This window comes from Arthrobacter sp. NPDC058192, assembly GCF_042883665.1.
Lineage (GTDB): Bacteria > Actinomycetota > Actinomycetes > Actinomycetales > Micrococcaceae > Arthrobacter.
This window is the reverse complement of the sequence record NZ_JBHVVJ010000022.1, coordinates 14,386-32,300: the sequence shown is the minus strand read 5'-3', so window position 1 is coordinate 32,300 and position 17,915 is coordinate 14,386. Positions and strand designations below refer to the sequence as shown.

At 67.5% G+C, this 17,915-nt stretch carries 21 protein-coding genes; 6 read left to right on the top strand and 15 right to left on the bottom strand.

Annotation, left to right across the window (positions count from 1 at the left end):
• Window positions 1-200: 200 nt before the first annotated feature.
• The 3 genes from ACFVVK_RS19015 (at window position 201) to ACFVVK_RS19005 (ending at window position 2,677) form a co-directional block, all read left to right on the top strand.
• Window positions 201-674, top strand: coding sequence for a hypothetical protein (locus ACFVVK_RS19015; RefSeq protein ID WP_390270564.1), 474 nt, complete (start codon window positions 201-203; stop codon window positions 672-674).
• A complete protein-coding gene (locus tag ACFVVK_RS19010; RefSeq protein ID WP_390270561.1) occupies window positions 671-1,309 on the top strand; it encodes an SIMPL domain-containing protein in 639 nt (212 codons plus the stop codon). Before ACFVVK_RS19015 ends, ACFVVK_RS19010 begins: the two co-directional genes overlap by 4 nt.
• A gap of 168 nt (window positions 1,310-1,477) precedes the next feature.
• A complete protein-coding gene (locus ACFVVK_RS19005; protein ID WP_390270559.1) occupies window positions 1,478-2,677 on the top strand; it encodes an Rv2578c family radical SAM protein in 1,200 nt (399 codons plus the stop codon).
• Window positions 2,678-2,753: 76 nt separating this feature from the next.
• Here the strand turns inward: ACFVVK_RS19005 and ACFVVK_RS19000 are convergent, their stop codons facing one another.
• The 4 genes from ACFVVK_RS19000 to ACFVVK_RS18985 all read right to left on the bottom strand — a co-directional run bounded on the left by ACFVVK_RS19000 (window position 2,754) and on the right by ACFVVK_RS18985 (window position 6,204).
• On the bottom strand, window positions 2,754-4,127 hold the full coding sequence (locus ACFVVK_RS19000; protein ID WP_390270556.1) for an NAD(P)(+) transhydrogenase (Re/Si-specific) subunit beta: 1,374 nt from the start codon (window positions 4,125-4,127) through the stop codon (window positions 2,754-2,756).
• Window positions 4,124-4,510, bottom strand: a complete 387-nt coding sequence (locus ACFVVK_RS18995) for an NAD(P) transhydrogenase subunit alpha (RefSeq protein ID WP_390270553.1) — start codon at window positions 4,508-4,510, stop codon at window positions 4,124-4,126. Before ACFVVK_RS18995 ends, ACFVVK_RS19000 begins: the two co-directional genes overlap by 4 nt.
• Entirely contained in the window at window positions 4,507-5,649 is a 1,143-nt protein-coding gene (locus ACFVVK_RS18990; RefSeq protein WP_390270550.1) for a Re/Si-specific NAD(P)(+) transhydrogenase subunit alpha, read from the bottom strand. The genes ACFVVK_RS18995 and ACFVVK_RS18990 overlap by 4 nt, the downstream gene beginning before the upstream one ends.
• A 90-nt stretch (window positions 5,650-5,739) precedes the next feature.
• Window positions 5,740-6,204 (bottom strand): (deoxy)nucleoside triphosphate pyrophosphohydrolase, encoded by a 465-nt coding sequence (locus ACFVVK_RS18985; protein WP_390270547.1) that lies wholly within the window; start codon window positions 6,202-6,204, stop codon window positions 5,740-5,742.
• A gap of 187 nt (window positions 6,205-6,391) precedes the next feature.
• Here ACFVVK_RS18985 and ACFVVK_RS18980 point away from each other — a divergent pair, with 187 nt between their 5' ends.
• On the top strand, window positions 6,392-7,603 hold the full coding sequence (locus ACFVVK_RS18980; protein WP_390270544.1) for an MFS transporter: 1,212 nt from the start codon (window positions 6,392-6,394) through the stop codon (window positions 7,601-7,603).
• Window positions 7,604-7,769: 166 nt separating this feature from the next.
• On the opposite strand, the gene ACFVVK_RS18975 is transcribed toward ACFVVK_RS18980, so the two are convergent.
• A complete protein-coding gene (locus tag ACFVVK_RS18975; protein WP_390270541.1) occupies window positions 7,770-8,690 on the bottom strand; it encodes a cation diffusion facilitator family transporter in 921 nt (306 codons plus the stop codon).
• A gap of 228 nt (window positions 8,691-8,918) precedes the next feature.
• Here ACFVVK_RS18975 and ACFVVK_RS18970 point away from each other — a divergent pair, with 228 nt between their 5' ends.
• Window positions 8,919-9,188, top strand: a complete 270-nt coding sequence (locus tag ACFVVK_RS18970; RefSeq protein WP_390270538.1) for a GlsB/YeaQ/YmgE family stress response membrane protein — start codon at window positions 8,919-8,921, stop codon at window positions 9,186-9,188.
• Window positions 9,189-9,338: 150 nt separating this feature from the next.
• Here ACFVVK_RS18970 and ACFVVK_RS18965 read toward each other — a convergent pair whose 3' ends face one another.
• The 4 genes from ACFVVK_RS18965 to infC form a co-directional block, all read right to left on the bottom strand.
• Entirely contained in the window at window positions 9,339-10,235 is an 897-nt protein-coding gene (locus tag ACFVVK_RS18965; RefSeq protein ID WP_390270534.1) for a TrmH family RNA methyltransferase, read from the bottom strand.
• A 64-nt stretch (window positions 10,236-10,299) separates the two neighbouring features.
• Window positions 10,300-10,755: a 50S ribosomal protein L20 gene (gene rplT / locus ACFVVK_RS18960; RefSeq protein ID WP_390270531.1), complete on the bottom strand. Its 456-nt coding sequence runs from the start codon at window positions 10,753-10,755 to the stop codon at window positions 10,300-10,302.
• Window positions 10,756-10,877: 122 nt separating this feature from the next.
• Window positions 10,878-11,072, bottom strand: a complete 195-nt coding sequence (rpmI, locus tag ACFVVK_RS18955) for a 50S ribosomal protein L35 (RefSeq protein ID WP_009358635.1) — start codon at window positions 11,070-11,072, stop codon at window positions 10,878-10,880.
• Window positions 11,073-11,187: 115 nt separating this feature from the next.
• Complete coding sequence (gene infC, locus ACFVVK_RS18950) at window positions 11,188-12,378, bottom strand: translation initiation factor IF-3 (RefSeq protein WP_390270529.1); 1,191 nt, start codon at window positions 12,376-12,378, stop codon at window positions 11,188-11,190.
• A gap of 335 nt (window positions 12,379-12,713) precedes the next feature.
• Between infC and ACFVVK_RS18945 the strand changes: the two genes are divergently transcribed.
• On the top strand, window positions 12,714-13,100 hold the full coding sequence (locus ACFVVK_RS18945) for a DUF1844 domain-containing protein (RefSeq protein ID WP_390270526.1): 387 nt from the start codon (window positions 12,714-12,716) through the stop codon (window positions 13,098-13,100).
• Between the two features lie 89 nt (window positions 13,101-13,189).
• Here the strand turns inward: ACFVVK_RS18945 and ACFVVK_RS18940 are convergent, their stop codons facing one another.
• The 6 genes from ACFVVK_RS18940 to hisB all read right to left on the bottom strand — a co-directional run bounded on the left by ACFVVK_RS18940 (window position 13,190) and on the right by hisB (window position 17,902).
• Window positions 13,190-14,503: an MFS transporter gene (locus ACFVVK_RS18940; RefSeq protein ID WP_390270523.1), complete on the bottom strand. Its 1,314-nt coding sequence runs from the start codon at window positions 14,501-14,503 to the stop codon at window positions 13,190-13,192.
• A 62-nt stretch (window positions 14,504-14,565) separates the two neighbouring features.
• Window positions 14,566-15,534 carry an SseB family protein gene (locus tag ACFVVK_RS18935; RefSeq protein ID WP_390270521.1) on the bottom strand — a complete coding sequence of 323 codons (969 nt, stop codon included), beginning with the start codon at window positions 15,532-15,534 and terminating at the stop codon, window positions 14,566-14,568.
• Window positions 15,535-15,547: 13 nt separating this feature from the next.
• Complete coding sequence (priA, locus tag ACFVVK_RS18930) at window positions 15,548-16,294, bottom strand: bifunctional 1-(5-phosphoribosyl)-5-((5-phosphoribosylamino)methylideneamino)imidazole-4-carboxamide isomerase/phosphoribosylanthranilate isomerase PriA (protein WP_390270518.1); 747 nt, start codon at window positions 16,292-16,294, stop codon at window positions 15,548-15,550.
• A 49-nt stretch (window positions 16,295-16,343) separates the two neighbouring features.
• A complete protein-coding gene (locus tag ACFVVK_RS18925) occupies window positions 16,344-16,502 on the bottom strand; it encodes a hypothetical protein (RefSeq protein WP_390270515.1) in 159 nt (52 codons plus the stop codon).
• Entirely contained in the window at window positions 16,503-17,279 is a 777-nt protein-coding gene (gene hisH / locus ACFVVK_RS18920; protein WP_390270512.1) for an imidazole glycerol phosphate synthase subunit HisH, read from the bottom strand.
• Window positions 17,276-17,902 (bottom strand): imidazoleglycerol-phosphate dehydratase HisB, encoded by a 627-nt coding sequence (hisB, locus tag ACFVVK_RS18915; RefSeq protein WP_390270509.1) that lies wholly within the window; start codon window positions 17,900-17,902, stop codon window positions 17,276-17,278. Before hisB ends, hisH begins: the two co-directional genes overlap by 4 nt.
• Window positions 17,903-17,915: the final 13 nt, after the last annotated feature.

Genomic DNA, 17,915 nt, shown 5'->3' with positions numbered 1-17,915 from the left:
ATCATGCCCACGGCCCGCCCCACGCGTTCAGGGCGGGGGCACGGGTTGTCGGCAAGGCTTATTGTTCCAGTTCCAACCGAAATCGCTCCGGCGGGCACTGCCTCCAGTCTAGTAGACGGCCGTCGGCCGCCCGGCAACGGCTGGCGGAACGTGACCCCCTGGATGGGGAGCAGGAGGTACCGCCCCGCTACGATGGCCTCATGACGTCCGGTCAGCGGTTACGGCAGATCGCCAACATGCTGAACGGGTCCACGCTGCTGGGCCTGTTGGTGGCCGCCTGCGCCCGGACGAGGGTCAGCTCCGGCCCGCGCGGGCTGCTGATCGCCAGCCGTTACCGCTGGCGGCTTCCCTTTGCTGCGGCCTTCACGGTGGGCAACGTGGTCTTGGTCCGCGCGGGCGCGGGATTCGCCGGCGAGAACCCGGCATTGCTGGCCCACGAGGAGCGCCACAGCACCCAGTACGCCTGCTGCCTGGGGCTGCCGTTCCTGCCGCTGTACTTCATCGCAACGGGCTGGTCCCTCTGGCGGACGGGCAACCCGGGGAGCGCCAATGTCTTCGAGCGCCACGCCGGACTGGAAGCCGGTGGCTACCCCCGACCCGGCATGCCCGTGTCCGATCCGCGGCCCCGCCGGTTCGGCGGGTTTGTCCCCGAACATCATGGAGGCAAGCAATGACAGAGAATCCCAGAAGCATCTCGGTAACGGGAACCGGCACTGCGGAGGCGGCGCCGGATCTGCTGACGTTGTCGGTCGGCCTTGAATGCCGCCGGGAGACCGTGGCCGAGGCCTACAGCGACGCAGGGGCACGGTCGGCCGCCGTCACGTCAGCGCTCCGCGAGAACGGGGTGGCCGGCGCTGACATTTCCACCTCCGGGCTGAACGTCAGGGCAGAGGTGAACTGGCAGGACGGCCGGGGCCAGATCGTGACCGGCTACCTGGCCTCAAGCACACTCACGATCAGGATTCGAAGCCTGGCCGCCTCCTCACAGGTCATTGCCGCGGCTGTTGCCGCCGGCGGGGACGCCGTCCGGCTGAACGGACTGAGCCTCGACTTCGCGGATCCCGCCCCGGTGGAGGCCCGGGCAAGGGAGGCCGCCTGGCAGGATGCCCGCACCACCGCCGCGCACTATGCCGCCCTGTCCGGCGCTGGCCTGGGCAGGGTACTTTCCCTCACGCAGCAGACCGGCTTCCAGGCGCCCGTTCCGATGGCGAAGATGCAGCGGGCGGTGGCGGCAGAATCGCTCAGCGTTGAGGCCGGCGAGTCGAGCGTCACGGCCACAGTCAACGTCGTGTGGGAACTGGTGGACTGACTGAACGCCTGACCGATCGACCGACTCGGCGTACTGAGCACTCACCCGATTGGCTGACTGCCTGAGTACTGACGGCCTGATTGCTAGACGCGCTGCCGGCCGGTCCGCGAGCGCGCGGCGCCGGCGAGCGTCCTTGACTTTGGATCGAACGTATATTCGAATGTAGCTATGAGATGGGACGCACAAGCACTCGAACGCGGCGCCTCCCCCGGCGCCCAGGCTGTCGATCCGCCGGCAGCCGGCGCCCCCGCCGCCGGGAGCCAGTCCGCCACTATCCCCGCCGCAGACGCGCTGCTGCCGCTCGCCGGGCTGGTGCGGTCCGTGTCGACCCCGGAGTTCGCCGGCATCACATTCCATGAGGTCACCGCCAAATCGGTGCTCAACAAGGTGGTCGCCGGTTCGCGGATGCCGTTCGAGTGGACCATCAACCCCTACCGCGGCTGCAGCCATGCCTGCGTCTACTGCTTCGCCCGCAAGAGCCACACGTACCTCGACTTCGACGCCGGGCTGGACTTTGACAGCCAGGTGGTGGTCAAGATCAATGCCGCGGAGGTGTTGCGCCGGGAACTGGCCAAGCCATCCTGGCAGCACGAGCACGTTGCCCTCGGCACCAACACGGACCCCTATCAGCGGGCCGAGGGCCGCTACCGGCTCATGCCCGGCATCATCGGCGCCCTCGCGGATTCCGGCACTCCCCTGTCCATCCTCACCAAGGGCACGCTCCTGGCCCGCGACATCCCGCTGCTCAAGCATGCTGCCGCCCAGGTGCCCGTCGGGGTGGGCATCTCGCTCGCCATGACCAACGAGGAGCTGTCCGAAGCCGTAGAGCCAGGCACACCGGGTCCGCGGGCACGGCTGAAGCTCATCTCCCGGTTGCGGGAGGCGGGCCTGCCCTGCGGCGTCATGGCCATGCCCATCCTGCCGTGGCTCTCCGACAGCGACGACGCCCTGGACTCCCTGTTCGGGGCGCTGGCTGCGGCAGGCGCCACAGGGGTCACGGCCGGCGCGCTGTACCTGAAGCCGGGAACCCGTGAATGGTTCATGCAGTGGATCGCGCGGGAGCATCCGCAGCTGGCCGGAAAGTACCGTCGCCTGTACGGCAGCGGGTCATACGCATCGAAGGAATACCGGGCGTGGCTGGCCGGACGCATCCGCTATTTCAAGGACCGGCACGGCTTCTCCGGCTCGCACGGCTTCAGCCACAGGGATCTCACCAATGATGCCCGGGACGAGGAAGCCCAGTATCCCGCCGGGAGCATCCCGGACACCGCCGCTCACGCTCTTGCTCGGCGCGCGAGCCACACCGGGCACCCAGGCCACGCCGGGCACGGAAGCCAGCAAAGTCCGGCGCAGCCCACACTTTTCTGAGTCGGGACTTTGCCGGGCCGGGATTCTGCTGGGCGGGGACTTTGCTGGGCGGGTGGCAGCCGGGCGTACCCGGTCCTCAGAGTGCCTTGACTGCGCCGAGCACCCTGGCCAGCGAATCCTTGGCATCGCCGAACAGGAGCGTGGTCTTGGGATCATGCAGGAGGTCGTTCTCGATGCCGGCGAACCCTGGCCGCATCGACCGCTTCAGGAACACCACCTGCTGGGCCTGCACCACCTCCAGGATCGGCATCCCGTAAATCGGTGAGCCGGGCGAAGACTTCGCGGCCGGGTTGACCACGTCGTTGGCGCCGACCACCAGTGCGACGTCCGTGTTGGCAAACTCCGGATTTACTTCTGCCAGCTCCCGCAGTGACTCGTAGGGCACATCGGCTTCGGCCAGGAGCACGTTCATGTGGCCCGGCATGCGTCCCGCGACGGGGTGGATGGCAAACACCACGTCCACTCCGCGGTCGGCAAGGGCCGTGGCAAGCTCCGCCACGGTGTGCTGGCCCTGGGCCACGGCCAGCCCGTACCCGGGAACAATCACCACGCGCTGGGCATAGCCGAGTTGGACGGCAACGTCTTCCGGCGAGGACGAACGCACAGGCCGGTCACTCACGGCCGTCGAACCCGCCGTCGAGCCGCCCTTGAACGCGCCGAACATGATGCCGGCGACGCTCCGGCCCATGGCGGAGGCCATGACCCTGGTCAGGATCGTGCCGCTCGCCCCAACGAGAGTTCCGGCGACGACCAGCAGGACGTTGCCCAGGACCACACCGGACGCGGCCACCGCCAGTCCCGTGAATGCGTTCAGCAGGGAGATCACGATCGGCACGTCGGCGCCGCCAACGGGCAGCACCAGGAGCAGGCCGGCCGCGAGCCCGAGGCCGAGCAGGGCCAGCGACCAGCCCGCAGACCCTGTCAGGACGACCATCACAGCTGAGCTGACCGCGCCGAGCAGGGCCGCCGCCATCACCCCAGGCATCCCGGGAAACAGCAGCGGACGGGTGCTGATAAGTTCCTGCAGCTTGCCCACCGTCACTGCGGAGCCGGCGAAGGACACCGCGCCCACCAGCATGGTGAAGACCACCGCCAGGCGGACCCACGGATCGTCATTATGGTCCAGTTCCAGGACGGCGACGAGCGCCGCCGCACCGCCTCCGACGCCGTTGAACAGTGCCACGAGTTGGGGCATCTGGGTCATCTGCACCCGCCGGGCCACGGGGACGGCAATCGCGCAGCCGACGGCGATGGCGGCCAGAATGAGCGCAATATTGTCCAGCCGCATGGAGAGGAACACCGTTACCACCGCCACCAGCGCACCGGCCGCACCGACGGCGTTGCCGCGGCGTGCTGTTTTGGGCGAGCTGAGGCCCTTGAGCGCCAGAATGAAGCAAACGGCTGCCACCAGGTAGAGCAGCGCTGTCCATTCGGCGGGCAGGAGGCTCACCGGCCCTCCCCCAGGTGCCCGTCGCTGGCGTGTCTGCCGCCTGGGCCGCGGTGCGCCTTCGCGGGGCCGGCCTGTGTTGGCTTGCCGGCGAGCCTCGGGGCGGGCTTGCGGGCGCTAAACATCTCCAGCATCCGGTCCGTGACCACGAAACCGCCCACCAAGTTGACGGTCGCCAGAACCACTGCCAGGAGCGCAATGCCGATGACCCAGGGTTCGCTGGCCTGTCCGGCCACGATGATGGCGCCGACCAGGATGATGCCGTGGATGGCGTTGGCGCCGGACATGAGCGGCGTGTGCAGCTTGCTGGTGACCTTGGAGACGACTTCGAAGCCGACGAACACCGCGAGCACCACTACTGTCAGCAACGTGACCGGGCCCATCATGCGTCCTTTCCCAAAGCTGCCGCGGTGGGGGCATGCCGCACGGCGCCAGCGTGGGTCAGGCACGTTCCGGCGACCACGTCGTCGTCAAAGTCGGGGACAACCGTGCCGCTGTCGGTGATCAGGGCCAGGAAATTGCTGACGTTCCGGGCGAAGAGCCGGGACGCGTCTGTCGGCATGGCGGACGCGGCGTCCTGCAGGCCCACGAGGGTGACCGTGCCGCCGTCGACCGGTACTTGGATGTCACGGCCGGCGACCACACCCTCCACGTTGCCGCCGGACTCCGCCGCGAGGTCGACGACGACAGACCCGGCCCGCATGCCGGCCAGCATGTCGGCAGTCACCAGCACGGGAGCCGGGCGGCCCGGGATGGCCGCCGTGGTAATCAGGACGTCCGCGGCCGCGACGTGCGGAGCCAGGAGCGTGCGCTGGCGGTGCGCCCGATCCTCGCCCAGGTCACGGGCATAGCCGCCGCTGCCCTCCGCCGCCGCATCGAGATCCAGGTTGATGAAACTGCCACCCATCGAGGCGACCTCATCGGCGGATGCGGCGCGGATGTCGTTGGCCGCAACGCGGGCACCAAGCCGCTTCGCCGTACCGATGGCCTGCAGCCCGGCAACGCCGGCCCCGAGGACCAGTACCCTTGCCGGCGCAATGGTGCCGGCAGCGGTCATGTAGAGGGGGAAGAACCGCGGATACCGCACCGCGGCTTCCAGCACGGCCCGGTAGCCGGTGACCAAGGCCTGAGAGCTGAGCGCGTCCATCGACTGTGCACGCGAGATACGGGGCAGCAGTTCCAGGGCGAAGGAAGTGATTCCCCCGGCGGCGAGCGCGTGGACTGTCGGCAGCTCCGACGCCGGCGATGCAAGGCCGATCGTGACGGCACCGGGCTGCAGCCTCGCCGCGGTTTGCGGGCTGAGCGGCCGGACGTGCAGCAGGACGTCCAGCCCTGCGATCGGGAGTTCGGAAATGACGGTGGCGCCGGCCTCCTTGTAGGCGGCATCGGCGAACCCCGCCTCGCTCCCGGCGCCGCTCTCGACCAGGAGATTGAGCCCGAGGGCCGCCAGCTGCTGCACCGTCTCCGGTGTGGCCGCGACCCGGCGTTCACCGGCTCGCGGCTCCCGTCCGACACCGACCTGCACGGGCCACCCCTCTCAATTGCGTTCAGAGTAGGCACATGCCTGACTGTTTGGCGAGAGGCAGGCTCCCGCGTGGCCGCCGGAGGGCCGTGGTCACCGGCGCAATTCTGCTCCCACGCCGTGCGGCCTGGCGGCCGTAACGGCCGCCAGGAGCGCCTCTACGATGGGGAAGTCCGCCGGGATCCAGGGCAGGTCCAGGACTTCGCCGGGGTTGCGCAGGTCCAGCCAGCGCAGTTCATCGTGATCCTGCAGGGCCCGGGGCTCTCCACCGGCGAGCTCGGCGAACCAGACCCTCATGGCCGCCTTCTCGTTGAGCGGCCAGCCCGCGGCCGAGGCGCCGGGCAGCTCGGATCCGAGCCGCACCCGCACGCCCAGCTCCTCCTCGAGCTCGCGGTGCAGCGCGTCCTGGGCCGCTTCGTCCGGCTCCACCTTTCCGCCCGGGAACTCCCACATTCCGGCAAACTGCGGCGGCGCCGTGCGCCGCGCCACAAGGAGCTTGCCGGGAGCCGCCAGAGAGTCCACTACTGCGCCGCCAACGACGTCGATAAGTCCAGTCACGCCCCAAGTCTAAGCGCGGCCCTGGTGGCGTCGGCCGGCCACACCCGGCCGACGGACGGGTTAAGGGACAATGGAAGGGCCGCCGCCCGAGCATCTGCGGAATATCCGGCGCCCCCTCCCCGTTCTTTAAAGCATATTTATTTGGCCGCTTCCTCCCGGCATTCCCGGAAACCACCCGAAAAGACGAATGACTTCCACCACCACACAAGTTCCGGCGCCGTCCAAGACCGGCACCCGCAACCTCGCCCTGGCCATCCTTGCCCTGGCTATGGGCGGATTCGGCATTGGCACCACAGAATTCACCATGATGGGCCTGCTCAAGGAGATCGAGCAAGGCCTGGATATCACCACACCGGAGGCCGGCCACCTCATCTCGGCCTACGCCCTCGGCGTCGTTGTCGGGGCGCCCGTACTGGCCGCCGTCGGCGCCAAACTCCCGAGGAAGTACCTTGCCCTGGGGCTCATGCTCTTCTTCAGCATCGCCAACCTCAGTTCCTTCCTGGCCCCGGACTACGGCTCCATGTTGGTCTCCCGGTTTGCCGCAGGACTGCCCCACGGTGCCTTCTTCGGTGTCGCCGCCGTGATCGCCGCTTCCCTCGTGGCGCCGACCAAGCGCGGCTGGGCGATTTCGATGGTCATGGCCGGACTGACCGTGTCCAACGTTGTCGGCGTCCCTTTCGCCACCTGGCTTGGCCAGAGCTACGGGTGGCGGCTCTTGTTCCTGCTGGTCGGCCTGATCGGCCTCATCACCCTGGTCATGCTGTGGAAGTTCGTCCCGTTCCAGAAGCCTCACGCCAATGCCAGCTTCCGCCGCGAGCTCGGCGCGCTCAAGCGGCTCCAGGTGTGGTTCGCCATTCTGGTCGGCATCGTCGGCTTCGGCGGTTTCTTCGCCACCTACACCTACATCTCCCACACCATGACGTCCGTGGCGGGCCTCCCGGCGGTCTGGCTGCCGCTGGTGGTGGCCCTGTACGGCGTGGGCATGGTGGTGGGCAACATCATCGGTGGCCGGATCGCGGACAGGTCCGTCATGGGGACCATCTACTGGGTGCTGCCTGCCACGGCCGTCGCCCTCGTGGTCTATGCCGTTGCCGTGCATTGGGCCTGGTCCGCGCTGGCCATGGTCTTCGTGGTCGGCGCCGCCGGGTCCATGCTGGTTCCGGCGCTCCAGACCAGGCTCCTGGATGCTTCCCCGGACGCGCCGTCGCTCGCGTCCTCGTTGAACCATGCGGCGCTCAACGTCGCCAACGCCCTCGGCGCCTTCCTGGGCGGCGTGGTCATCGCCTGGGGCTGGGGTTATGTCGCGCCCGCGCTCGTGGGTGCCGTCCTTGCCGTCCTGGGCCTTGGCGTGGCCGCGGTCAGTGGCGCGGTGGAACGCCGTCGGCCTCTGGTCGCCTGACCACCTGTTTGCAGCGGAGCCCCAGCAACCGGGCACGCGCACAAAAGAACGGCAGCCCGGCCCAGTAAATACTGGACCGGACTGCCGTTCTTTGTGCACTGCCTCTCTTTTGTGCACTGCCTCTTACTGCCTGGCAGCCAACTGCCGCACCGGCAGTGCCCTGGGATCAGGACGAGCTGACTCGCTGCACATCAGGCTCCAGGTAAATGACGCGCGCGATCGGAACGGCCTCGCGGATGCGGATCTCTGCGGCGTCAATCGCCTTCGCAATGTCCTGGCCCGAGTCCGTGCGGCCGATGCCGATCTTCGCCGCCACGAGCAGCTCCTCCGGGCCCAGGTGCATGGTTTTCAGGTGGATGATGTCCGTGCCGTCGGCTTCGATGGCGCTCCGGATCTTGGCGACGTCGTCGCGGGTTGCCGACTCGCCCAGCAGCAGGGACTTGGTCTCCATCGCCAGAACCACCGCGATGGCCACCAGCAACAGGCCGATCATGGCGGTACCAAGCCCATCCCAGATGCCGTTTCCGGTGATGAGCGTTAGCCCCACACCGAAGAGGGCAAACACCAGGCCCACGAGGGCACCAAAGTCCTCGAGCAGGATCACCGGGAGTTCCGGCTGTTTGGCATTGCGGATGAATTTTGCCCAGCTCTGCTTTCCGCGGAGAGGGTTGGATTCAGCTATCGCCGTCCGGAACGAGAACGATTCGGCAATAATCGCCCCGACCAGCACGGCTAGTGGCACCCACCAGAAGTCGCCTTCAATGGCGTGCGGGTGCTGGATCTTTTCCCATGCCTCATACAGGGCAAACAGGCCGCCGACGCTGAACAGCACAATCGAGACGATGAAGGCATAGATGTAGCGCTCCCGGCCGTAGCCGAAGGGATGCTCGGGGCTGGCTTCCCGCTGGGAGCGCTTGCCTCCTATCAGGAGCAGCAGCTGGTTGCCGGAATCTGCCACCGAGTGGATCGCCTCGGCGAGCATGGAGGACGACAGGGTCAGAAAGTAGGCGAGGAACTTCAAAACGGCGATGGTCAGGTTGGCGGCCAGTGCCGCAACTATCGCCTTGGTACCGCCATGTGCAGCCACGTGAGCTTCTCCTTTTCGGGTTCTTCCCCGGTGTACACCGGGCCCGGGAATACCCGGTGCCCAATGAATACCGTACCCGTTTCGGGGCGGCCGCCGAACCGCGGAAGGGTCCGGTGCGGCCACGTAACGATTGGGCACTTCACTGCTGACAAGGCATCGGGCCTATGTTAGCTTGAAGCCATAATCGGGATTCACAATTTGGATGCCGACTAAAATGTAGGAGGAGACATGGGCTTTCTTGGCTGGATCATTCTCGGACTCATAGTAGGTGCAATCGTCAAGGCAGTTATGCCCGGCAGGGTCGGCGGCGGTTGGGTCACCAGCCTCGTTCTCGGCGTCGTCGGAGCCATTGTCGGTGGCTGGATCGGCGATCTTCTGTTCGGTGGCGGCAAGATGGAATTCTGGAACCTCGGTTCCTGGCTCCTGGCCATTGTCGGCGGCCTCGCGGTTGCAGGCATCTACGGCGCCATCACAGGACGCAACAAGACCACTCCATAGTCTGCAAGCCACCCGCACTTCGCGTGCGGCGGCAGTTAGAGTACGACGGCGGAGCCCACCTTTAGGCGGGCCCCGCTTTTTTGTTGCCCGGTTTTGGTTGCCCGGTCCGGTCGAACGTGCTTGCCGGACGGGATGTGCCTGCCCGGGCCCTTACGATTCCTGCTGGGAGCGGGCGCTGGCGTAGAGGCAGACCGTGGCCGCTGTGCCGAGGTTCAGGCTTTCCGCTTCCCCGTAGACCGGCACGGCGACGCGGTGGTCGGCCAGGGCGATTTCGTCCTCGGACAGGCCCTGCGCCTCGTTGCCGAAGAGCCAGGCTGTGGGCTTCTCCAGGGCGTACGCCGATTCAGCGGCTGAGGCCCCCAGCCGGCGGGCCGCATTCTCGTCCTGGAGCCGGTCCAGGTTCAGCTGGCCGTAGCCATCGGCAGCGAGCACGCCGATCCCCCGCTCCTTGCAGCGGGCCACCAGCTCCGCCACGTCGGCGCCGAGGACGATCGGCAGATGGAAGAGCGAGCCCGCCGTCGAACGGACCGCCTTGGGATTGTAGATATCCACGCTGGAGCCGGTCAGGACGACGGCGTCAGCACCGGCCGCATCGGCCGCGCGCAGGACGGTCCCGGCGTTGCCGGGGTCGCGGACCTGGCACAGGACGGCGACCAGCTTCGGTGCAGCATCGAGCACATGGTCGAGGGTGACATCGAGGAACGCGCAGACGGCGATGATTCCCTGTGGGTTGACCGTGTCCGCCATGGCGGCGAGCACATCATCAGTGGCCAGCCGGGCGTTGGTTCCCTCGGCCAGTTTCTCCAGTTCCGGATGCCGGTCCAGGCACGCCTCACTCGCGAACACTTCGCGGACGATTCCGGGCTCCCCCGCAGCAACCCGCTTCTGGTGCAGGGCCAGGGCCTCACGCACCGCCTGCGGGCCTTCGGCCAGGAACTGCCCGCGCTTTAAACGGGCCGGGCGCCCGGCAAGCTTTGCCACGTCCCGCACCCGATCGGCTCGGGGATTGGAGAGTGGAAAGTCTTGCGGGCGCCCGGTTTGGTTCATATAAGAACCTTAGTTGCTCTCGCAGCCGGTTCTTGAACGAACAGTCCTTGGACGACTGCAGGAACTACTTGGCAGCCTCGGCGGGAGCCTTCTTGGCCGGAGCCTTCTTGGCAGCCTTCGGAGCGGCAGCGGCCTCGGCCTGGACGACCGGGGCGGACGTGTCGGCGGGCAGCGCGTTCTTGGCGACCTGGACCAGCGCGGCGAAGGCGTTGGCGTCGGAAACGGCGAGCTCGGCCAGCATACGGCGGTCAACCTCGACCTCAGCGGCCTTCAGGCCCTGGATCAGGCGGTTGTAGGTCAGGCCGTTGGCGCGGGATGCAGCGTTGATGCGCTGGATCCAAAGACGGCGGAAGTCGCCCTTCTTCTTCTTGCGGTCGCCGTAGCTGTACACAAACGAGTGCAGCAGCTGCTCTTTGGCCTTGCGGTACAGGCGTGAACGCTGCCCGCGGTAGCCCTTTGCGCGTTCGAGAATAACCCGGCGCTTCTTGTGGGCGTTTACCGCCCTCTTCACACGTGCCACGTGCGTACTCCTTCGAAAATTCTGATCCCAAGCGTCTACTGCCGGAAGTAGTCCGGCTGGCCTGAGAAGCCTTTTTGGTAGTTGACTGCCGCCAGGTGGCGAACCGTCAGGGAACTTGGAACTTAGATGCCGAGCATCTTCCGGATGACCTTGGCGTCGCCCTTGAAGACGATCTTGTCGCCGGCAAGGCGACGGGTCAGCCGCGAGGACTTGTGCTCGAGGTAGTGGCGGCGGTTGGCCTGCTGGCGGCGCAGCTTGCCGCTACCGGTCAGCTTGAAGCGCTTCTTAGCACCGCTGTGGGTCTTCATCTTCGGCATGGGAACCGATCTCCTTACGTGTCCGCAGAAAAGTCTGCAGCTCTTTCGTGCAGCCGCCCCTGCGGGCGGCGTGCTGGTTGCTTGCTGCCGGACATTGCTGTCCGGCAGCCGTGAACTAGTTGGTCTTCTTGCTGCCAGGCTTGGCCGCGGCCCGGGGGGCGGCCGGCCGCGCGGCGGGCTTCGGCGCTGAAGGCCTCGGCACCGGCTTCGGAGCAGCAACCGGCTTCGGGGCTGCAGCCGGGGCGGCCGGAGCAGCCTTTTCCTCAGTCGCCTTGGCTGCAGGCGCCGGGGCTGCCTTCGGAGCCACGGGAGCCTTCGCTACGGCGGGCTTCTCGGCCGCCTTCGGAGCCGCGGGAGCCTTGGCTTCTGCCGGCTTCTCGGCCGCCTTCGGAGCCGCGGGAGCCTTGGCTTCTGCCGGCTTCTCGGCCGCCTTCGGAGCAGCTTCCTTCGGTGCTTCCTGGGCCGGAGCCTCGGCAGCCGCGGCCTCGTCAACCGGCGCCTGAGCGGCAGCGGTCTCTTCGGCCTTGACCTCCTCGACCGCCGGCGCCTCTGTGGCGGGGGCCTCGGTCGCTGGAGCCTCGGCCGCAGCGGTAAAGCCTTCCGGCAGGAGATCCGACAGCGACTGGGTCAGCGGTGCGTTGCCACCTGAGACATCCACACGGGCAGATGCCTTGGCTTCGTTCTCCGCCTTGGCTTCTGCACGCTGCGTTGCGCGGCGCGCCTCTGCCTTGGCTTCCGCCTTGTTCTTCAGCGGGCCCACCACCATGACCATGTTGCGGCCATCGATCCGCGGGCTGGACTCCACAACGCCTACTTCGGCGACGTCCTCGGCGAAGCGCTGGAGCAGACGGATGCCCATTTCGGGGCGCTGCTGCTCACGGCCGCGGAACTGGATCATGGCCTTGACCTTGTCGCCGGCACCCAGGAAGCGGAGCGCGTGGCCGCGCTTCGTTTCATAGTCGTGGGTGTCGATCTTCAGGCGGAAACGGATTTCCTTCAGGACCGTGTTGGTCTGGTTCTTCCGGGCCTCGCGCGCCTTGACAGCGGCTTCGTACTTGTACTTGCCGAAGTCCATCAGCTTGCACACCGGAGGCTTGGCCTGCGGTGCAACTTCAACGAGATCAAGGTCGGACTCGGCAGCCAAACGCAGGGCATCCTCAATACGGACGATTCCTACTTGTTCGCCTGCAGGGCCGACCAGCCGCACCTCGGGGACGCGGATACGCTCATTGATTCTTGGCTCGCTAATGTTAAAGCTCCTGTGTTCGTGAGGGGTATTCCACCGGCAAAAAGAGAAGGCCCCCAATTGCCGGAGCAATCGAAGGCCTCGAGATCGGAGTAGCCGGCCTCAGCGAGGCGGCATGCACATCCTTCGGACCGGAGTCCGAGGTAATGCCCGACCAGGTACCCGGCAACCTTGACTCCCAGAGGGAGGGGCTTCCCGAAGGAAGTTTCGCGGCTGACGCGGGTGGGAGAGAACTCCGCTTGCAAACTAAATGCCAATCCTACAGAAAGACGCCCGTTCAACGCACATATGCGTCGCCGGCCGCCAACTTCCGGCTCTAACACCAGCCAGAAACACTGATTCAACAAGAGCCTGAGAATAACGACATTCAGTCGGTCTGTGACAAGCTTACCAGCATGAGCACATCAGAACGTAATTCCCACGTTTTCGAGTCAGCGGCCGCCCAGGCCGACGTCGCGGCACAGATCCGCGACATCTCGGAAGTCCCAGCAATCGAAGTCATCACCACCGCCGCCGTGCACCTGATGAGTGCCGCCGCAGTGAAGCTCGGCCTCGCCGCCGAGGAGAATGCCCAGGAACTCAAGGACCTGGACGAGGCCCGCAAGCTGATCACTGCCCTTGCCGGCCTGGTAACCGCCGCTGCGCCGGAAATCGGCTCACAGCACGCCGGTCCGTTGCGCGATGGACTGCGCTCTCTCCAGTTGGCTTTCCGCGAAGAGTCGGCCATCCCGGACGCCCCGGGCAAGGGTCCGGGCGAGAAGTACACGGGCGCCGTCAACTAAAGCTCCCAGCCAATAAACGCCGGCGGGCGGACCAGCCAGGTCCGCCCGCCGACGTCGTTAACGGCCGTCGACGGCCCTTCGGCGAACGCTCAGACCGTTGCCAGGCGCCGGCGCCGCGCCCGCTGCAGGACCAGCCCAACCAGGCAGAGGGCCACACCCGCCAGCCCCACGGACACGAAGCCCGCCGAGGGGCCGATGACGTCGATGAACAGTCCGGCGAGCGGGGCGCCGAGAGCCACGCCGCCGGTGAGCGAGGATCCATACCAGCCCATAGCCTCGCCGCGCCGGCTTTCCTCAACCAGCTCGGCCACTTTTTCCGAAGCCGCGGACAGCACCGGTGCACACAGCAGGCCGGGCAATAGCGCGAGCAGGCTCAGGGTCCAGGTGTCGGTTGCGAAGGCCATCGGGATGGTCAGCGCGGACATCCCCAGCAGCAGGAGGATGGGCGAGATGGGCCGGTGCATGGCGCCGTAGAGCAGGCCGCCCACCACCGAGGCTGCGCACCAGAAGAGGAAGACGACGCCGATCTCAGCCTCGTGACCGCCGGTCTGAAGGGCCGCGACGATGCCGACGTCGGTGCCGCTCAGGACCATGCCGGCGCCGGCCGCGACAGCGAAGACGGATGCCACAGCGGCAGTGAACCACGTGAAGTTGTCGCTCACCCTGTGCCGCAGGCCGGATACACGCCGGCGCCGCTCCTCTGCAGCGGCTGCCAGCGGCGCCAGTTCGGCCGCGGCTTCCTGCAGGTGGGCCGGTGCGGCGGCGACGACGGCGCCCTCCGCGCATTCGAGCTCTTCGGCCTCGAGCCCGGCATCGGGGGCAGCGCTCCGTGTGGGCGGGTTGAACCACATGAGGAACAGTCCCGAGACGGACGTGGCCACACCCACCACCGTCAGGCCCAGGACGGACTGCCCGCTGGTCGCGACGACGGCGCCGACCGCGGGGCCGATCATGAAAACCAGCTCGGTGGCGATGGCATCCAGGGCGAAGGCCGTGCGGCGCTGTCCACCGGGCGCCAGCACGCCGAGGGACTGCCGCACGACGCTGAAGATGGGCAGTGTCAGCAGGCCGCCGACGAAGACCAGGGGCAGCAGGACCTCATAGGAGACGTGCGGGACGACCGACCAGATCACCGTCTCGGAGATGACGGACGGAATCAGCGCCTTGCGCAGCCCCACGGTGTCGACGCGGCGTCCGCGCCACGGCGCGCCGACGGCAATGCCGATCGTCATGACGGCGGCTGCCGCTCCCGCGGCCGCATAGCCCTGGCCCAGGGTCAGGACAATGTGCAGGGTCAACAAGACGCCCGCCGCAGAGTGCGGTATCCGGGCGATCATCCCGACCAACAGGAGCCGCCTGATGGGGCGGATGGAGAGCAGCTCCCGGTAAAGCGCGAAATTCACGAAAGTACGTTCCTTCTGGTACTGCCGACTGCAGCACCAGGGGGTCCCCGTTGGGCCGTCAGCTATGGTGCTGCGCGCTGCAGCTTGACCTCGATCGAATCAACCCGCTCGGCAAAGATTTCATTCCGGGCCCAGGTGTTCTGGAGACCGGCGACGACGGACTGCACGCCGGCGGCGTCGAGTCCGTCTTCAAGGTACAGGACCACGCGGAGTTCCGGGCCGGCTCCCCCGCCGGGCAGCCGCCTGCCATCGGCCGTGGCCGCGGCCACTCCGGCGCCTGGCTGGACATCAACGGCCCGGACCGGCGGGAAGGCCGCCGCGCTCTCCCCGACGGTGCGGGCGACTTCCGGGTCGGTGTATGACGGCGTCCAGGATTGTTGCCGGGCAAGGGCCCACACCGCAGGGCGGCGCACCACGAATGTCACTTCGGAGCCGGGATCGAGGACGAGCAACTCGGCCGATTCCGCGACCGCGGACAGTGCCGCCCGGGCAGCGTAGACGGCCACCGGCCTGGCTTCCGGATGCCACGCCTCCAGCGCCGCCGCCGAGGTGAAGACCGGCATGGCGGTCCGCCCGTCCGGCGCCTTGAGGGTCACGAGTGCCATGTCGGCTTGTTTGTCGCTGTGGAGTTCAGCCCCGTGCAGTCCGTCCCCGTGGGCTCCGACGGCTTCACCTTCTTCGGCGAGCTGGGCGAGAATCGGAACGAAGACCCGGGCTGTGGCGAGCGCGGCCACCACGGCTGCCTCATCGGCACTGCCCTCGGCGAGACCGGCTATGGCTGCCAGGTAGCCGGCGTCGGCAGCGCCCTCGTCGTCTTCGAAATTGTGGATCTTCGCGTCATCGCCGGACAGGCTTCGGCCCGCCCACGGTTGCCCGGCGGAGTCGGCGGCCCCGCCGGCGCCGGCAAGGGCGGCCGCGATGTGTCCGGGCAGGTGCCGGACGGGAGCCGTTTCCGCCCCGCTCTGCGCTGCATCACGGGGTTCGCGATCATGGGGGTGGCGGGGGTTACGGGAGTCGCCGGTGTGCGCCATGGCTACGGTCGCCTTAGCGGCGGCCGGCGACGTCGAGGGCCTCGGGCAGCGTGAAGTTGCCGTTGTAGAGGGCCTTGCCGACGATGGCGCCCTCGACGCCGAGCGGCACCAGGGAACGCAGGACCAACAGGTCCTCGAGGCTGGAGATGCCGCCGGAGGCCACCACGGGCTTTCCCGTCTTCTCGACCATCTGCCGCAGGAGTTCGACATTGGGGCCCTGCAGCGTGCCGTCCTTGGTCACGTCGGTGACGACGTAGCGGGCGCAGCCGGCCTCCTCCAGGCGGCCAAGCACGTCCCAGAGGTCCCCGCCCTCCTTGGTCCAGCCCCGGCCGGCGAGCGTGGTGCCGCGGACGTCCAGGCCGACGGCTATCTTGTCGCCGAAACGCTCGATCACCCGGGCCGTCCATTCCGGGTTCTCCAGGGCCGCCGTGCCCAGGTTGACGCGGGCGACGCCAAGGTCGAGCGCCTTCTCGAGCGATTCGTCGTCGCGCAGGCCGCCGGAGAGCTCCACTTTGATGTCGAGTCGGCCCACCACCTCGCGCAGCAGCTCCGCGTTGGAGCCCCGCCCGAAGGCGGCATCCAGGTCGACCAGATGCACCCATTCAGCGCCCTGCTCCTGCCAGTTGAGCGCAGCCTCCAACGGCGTGCCGTAGCTCGTCTCACTGCCGGCTTCGCCCTGCACCAGCCGGACGGCCTGTCCGTTGACGACGTCGACGGCGGGGAGAAGCTCGAGTACGGGCAGCGGGGATTCGGTGGTCATCGTGGTGTCCTCAGCTTGGGGATTGGTGGTTAGGAAGGCGGCGGGACTGTCAGGACGCCGGCAGGGTCAAAAGGTAGGCGGCGAGCAGCGACATTCCGGCCAGGAGGTAGAACACGATCTGCACCCAGCGCGGACTTTTCTGTTGCCTGAAGGAGATGGCGCCGCCCACCAGAAGTCCGGCGAGGCCCATGAGCACCAGGGACCACATCTAGGCGGTCTGTTCCGGGGTTGCGCGGTTCGGGGTACCCTGTTCCGGCGCTGTGGGGTTTGGCGCTGCAGGCCGCAGGCCCTCGACCCAGTTGCGCAGCAGCCGGGCGCCGGCGTCGCCGGACTTCTCCGGGTGGAACTGCGTGGCACACAGCGGACCGTTTTCCACCGCCGCGATGAACGGGCCACCGTGCTCGGACCAGGTCACCAGCGGCGCTGCCATCCGGGGCTGGATGACCTCGAAGTCCCAGTTCTGCACCCCGTAGGAGTGGACGAAGTAGAACCGCTCGCCTTCGACACCGGCGAACAGCCTGGACCCCTCAGGCACTGTGACCGTGTTCCAGCCCATGTGCGGCACGACATCGGCGGCCAGCGGCTCCACCTTGCCGGGCCACTCCCCCATGCCTTCAGCCTCGGTGCCGTGTTCGACGCCGGCCTCGAACAGCACTTGGAGTCCGACGCAGATAGCCAGCACGGGCCGGCCGCCCGCGACGCGGCGGCCGATCATGCGGATCGCGTCCACGGACTTGAGCTCCCGCATGACGGTCTCGAAGGCACCGACGCCGGGGACAACGAGCCCGTCGGCATTCAGGACGTCTGCAGGCTTGGAACTGAGGATGACTTCGGCGCCGGCCCGCTCCAGCGCGCGGACGGCAGAGCGGACGTTGCCGGAACCATAGTCCAGCACCGTCACGGTGGGTTTGCCCTCCGGGGAAGCGGGCTTGGTGCTTGCGGCGGGGTCGATGATCGCCCCGCCGCGGAGGATCGGGCCGCTCACAGGGCACCCTTGGTGGACGGGATGCCTTCGACGCGCGGATCCGGTTCGACGGCTGCGCGAAGGGCACGTGCGAAAGCCTTGAACTGGGCCTCGACGATGTGGTGGGGGTCGCGTCCCGCTGTGACGTTCATGTGCAGGCAAATCCCGGCGTGGAGCGTGATCGCCTCGAAGACGTGGCGGGTCAGGGAGCCCGTGAAGTGGCCGCCGATCAGGTGGTATTCCTGTCCTGCCGGCTCCCCTGCGTGGACCAGGTACGGACGGCCCGACACGTCAACGACCGCCTGCGCGAGGGCTTCGTCCAGGGGGACGGTCGCCTCGCCAAAGCGGCGGATCCCTGCCTTGTTGCCCAAGGCCGTGCGCAGCACCTCGCCGAACGTGATGGCCACGTCCTCGACTGTGTGGTGAACATCGATGTGGGTGTCGCCGGAGGCCTTGACGGTCATGTCAATCAGGGAGTGCTTGCTCAGGGCCGTCAGCATGTGGTCATAGAAAGGGACCGACGTGTGGATGTCAGAGACACCGGTGCCGTCCAGGTTGATCTCGACCAGGACCGAGGACTCGCTGGTGGTCCGTTCCATACGGGCGGTCCGGCCCTCGGCGGCGGTAGATCCGGTGTTGCTCATGTAGGTGTGTCCT